Annotated in this window: 1 protein-coding gene and 2 pseudogenes; 1 reads left to right on the top strand and 2 read right to left on the bottom strand. The window is 33.7% G+C overall.

The window, feature by feature from the left end; all coding sequences use genetic code 11:
• The first annotated feature begins 49 nt into the window (after positions 1-49).
• Positions 50-409, top strand: a pseudogene (locus OA93_RS25490) (DDE-type integrase/transposase/recombinase).
• A 1,146-nt stretch (positions 410-1,555) separates the two neighbouring features.
• Here the strand turns inward: OA93_RS25490 and OA93_RS25540 are convergent.
• Complete coding sequence (locus tag OA93_RS25540; protein WP_039116793.1) at positions 1,556-2,446, bottom strand: DNA-binding protein; 891 nt, start codon at positions 2,444-2,446, stop codon at positions 1,556-1,558.
• A gap of 49 nt (positions 2,447-2,495) precedes the next feature.
• Positions 2,496-3,856, bottom strand: a pseudogene (locus OA93_RS25250) (hypothetical protein); the annotation flags it as partial.

Raw genomic sequence — 3,856 nt, 5'->3', positions numbered from 1 at the left:
TTATTTATATAGAGCAGTAGATAAATTAGGCAATACAGTAGACTTTCTTTTGACCAGAAAAAGACAGAGAATGCGCACTCAGTCTTTTCTAATTAAAGCAATTAGTAACAACTGCAGACCAAGAGTAATAAACATTGATAAAAGCAGTTCTAATACTCCAGCGACCAAAGTATATAACAAACGTTCGTTCTCAAAGATTAAAATCTGACAGTGTAAATATCTCAACAATATTGTAGAACAGGATCATCGTTTTATCAAATGGCGCATACAAAACGCATTAGGCTTTAAAAGTTTTGAATCGGCCAAACAAACCTTGAGTGGAATTGAAGTTGTGCATATGCTGAGAAAGAATCAGATGGTTAGTCCAGGGATAACTATGTTTAAATCATTCTGTAAATTGGCAGGCTAACTTTTAAATTACTTAAATTCTTATATTTGTTTCTGACAGATGCGACAGAACCCAGGAAAAAGGATATAAGGTTATACTTTTGTTTTTTTGGCTTCAAGATGTTAATCTGGCTATTGAAAGAGTAAAAACCAGGGTCCAGGAAGGTGGTCATAATATTGAAAATGATGTTATCAGACGTCGATATACAAATGGATTAATAAATTTATTTAAGATATATTTGCCAATAGTTAATGAGGCAATGATATTTGATAACACTAATGCAAAGGCAGAATTAATAGCACAAAAAACATTTGGTAATACGATTGAAATTCTAAATAGAATTAAGTTCAATAAACTAAAAGAATAACTACAAATGGAAAATCACAAAACAACATCGACTCAGAAGAAAGTTCTAGAATGAATGGATAAAGTTTGCGAAAAGCTAATTGAATTTAAAAAGAAACAAACAGCGATTTAGTAGTAATGAAGGATGGTAAAATAGTCAGAATAAAACCTAATACATTGTATTTTTTTTTTGAAAATAAATTTTAAGCCCATTTCTAGGGTTTTTTTTGTGCAGATATTTAAACAAAAGTAAAGATGAAATTTCTGACGGAGCCAGTAATGCGCAAGACCGTGTTTACTGGAACTCAATAATTTTCAGTATAATGAGGGTCTAAAAACATTAAATCATTTAACTCAGTTTGCGTCTGCACTGCGGACGTAATTTGAAAGATTTGATTTTACTTACCAAATTACCTTAGTGAAAAGCCCATATATCGGAATTGGAATATGTTCTGAAAAGAATTCCAAAGTGAACTTGGTAGGTCAATAGTTATTCATACAGTCATGTTTCTTATGTTTTCAATTGTATCCATACTGCATACACAATTGAGTAAAAATGGTCTTAATTAAAAATGGAGTTTTTAGCGGACGATGCAGGATTCGAACCTTAAGATTGAAAACCGCGTATTTCCTGCATTTGTCAATTTTCGTAAACTACTGTGCCACGATTTTGCCATGAAACTCAGAATGCCATTTTTTTACTGATTTTTAAGTTAATTTTCATGCCTTAACTTATTTAAAATGAGATGTATAATTCGTTTTGTGAAAATAAAAATTAACTAATTTTTTCCGATAAATCGAAAAATTTTGATTTTATATGTATTACTTGTATTCGATCTGGAAATAATTGAGAATAGATTTGTAATTATCCTGAGCACTTAGACAGGTATCCATCAAATATTCTCTTATGTGATTCCATTCCTGTAATCCTCTGTAATAAAAAAGCTTTAGCTGTTCATCAATGATAAATGGCACAATATTGTTTGCAAGACATTCCTTAAAAATAATTAATCGTCCAACACGACCATTCCCATCTTGAAAAGGATGTATGATTTCGAATTTATAGTGAAAATCAATGATGTCTTCGATAGTTTTATTTTTAATGGTATGATAAGTAGCGAGAAGTTCTTTTATTTTTTGAGCAACTTGATTAGGAGGACAAGTCTCATTACCTCCAACTTCATTTGGCATTTTTTTGTATTCGCCAACATTAAACCAGTCTTTTCCACTATCAGAAGTACCAGATTTTAATAAAAAATGAAGTTCTTTAATAATGGTTTCGTTGAGCTTAGTATTTGCTTTTTCAATAATAAAATCTATAGAGCGAAAATGATTAGAGGTTTCAATAATGTCATCTACGTTTACACTTTCTTTAGAAGCACCAATTGTATTGGTTTCAAAAATATATCTTGTTTGATCGTGTGTAAGTCTGCTTCCTTCAATTTTATTTGAATTATAGGTTAAATCAATCTGCGTTCGGTGGTAGATACCACCCTTTAATTTCATATCCTTTTGCTCTTTTAAGCTGTTCAGTAAAATATTCTTACTTACTTTTTTATTTCCTTTTCGAGGCATTACTGCATCTTCAGGAATACTCCAGGTTTTACCTGTTAGGAAAACTCCTTTTAATTTACCTAAAGCACAATAATTACGAACCGTCCTCTCGGACAGTTCCAGCTTTTTTGCAAATTCTACTACTGAAAGATATTTCATGTTTATGAAGTTCTGTTATCGGCAAATATATGGTAAATTTTGAATAAAATCAATGGTTTTTGCCGATAAGAAAAAGAGAGTAATAAAAACTAGTAAATGTCGAAATTGACCGTCTTAGCTTTTTGTGGCAAAATTGAGGGCAACTCCAATATGTAAATGTATAAGGAGTAATGTCTTGATTTGGTATTGCATCAGAATCCCATTCAACAGAATATGCAGTAGGTTCCCCTTCGAGGGTGTTATAAGTGATTGATATATATTGTGGTGTGGGTAATAAAGCTCCAACGAAAGTTGTACGTGGATACTCATTTGGATTTTCTGAAAGATCGTAAGAAATGTAAAGAGGCTCTGAATTTAATTCCACCGTCTTTGACTCAGAAACAAGATTACAGTCACCCACAATGGCTCTGAATCTATGACTTGATAACATTGGGAATGTTGTATAAGTATTTGAAGTACTTGGATTAGGTACATCTTCCCAGGTAAATCCGTTAAAAATTTGCCATTTAACAACTGTGCCTGCGTTACCTGATAAGGTTAATACAGTTGTGTCTCCTTGACAAACTGAACTTGCGCCACTAATTGTCCCACCACTTAGTGTTTCAGGAATTATTCCTGTAATTACAGCTCTGTTATTAGTGGTTATATTAGCAGAACAAGATGCAGAAGTGAGCTTAGTAATTGTTATAGTGCTAGCATTTATTTGATTCAGGAAATTATCAGAATAAAAGGTACCTCTACCTGCAGTAATGACTGTTAGATTAGCCGTTAATCCTGTAGCAGATGGTAAAGTCCTGTTGTAAGTTACTACATAATTACCAACTGGCAATGATGCTGGATTAGAGGTTAGCGTTACAAACATTTTATAATTATTACTGCAGAGTCCAGCACTTACGCCAGTTATATTATAAGCGGGGCAATTATAAGAGATAATCACTCGTCCTGCTGCACCACTTCCACCATATTGGATAGCAGATCCTGGTGAATTTATAGCACCACTTCCACCGCCACCAGGAACCGTACCATCTTTCCCATTTTCATTACCCAAAAGTAGACTTGAAAGAGGAGCACCTCCGGCACCACCTGAATTTGCACCTTGACCACCTGCTCCGGAGCTAAGTAATAATCCTAACAAGGCTGATGTACCTTTGCCTCCATTTCCTCCAGCAATCTTAGTAATAGTTCCTTCTGAAGCTTCAAGTGACCCTCCTGGACTTTCACCTGGAGGCGTATTTGAGTTATTAATTCCACCTCTTAATCCACCGGCTGCAAAAAATAAATCTTCGTAACCTATAATTGTAGAAAAGTTTCCGTCTTTACTACTAATTCCTCCAAAGACTCCTCCTAGTGCTAACTTAGCAACAACCACATTTAAAGTTGATGACGGAACAGTAGTGAGTAGACTATTTA

Source organism: Flavobacterium sp. KMS (genome assembly GCF_000813005.1).
Taxonomy (GTDB): Bacteria; Bacteroidota; Bacteroidia; order Flavobacteriales; family Flavobacteriaceae; genus Flavobacterium.
This window is presented reverse-complemented; position numbering and strand designations above follow the sequence as displayed.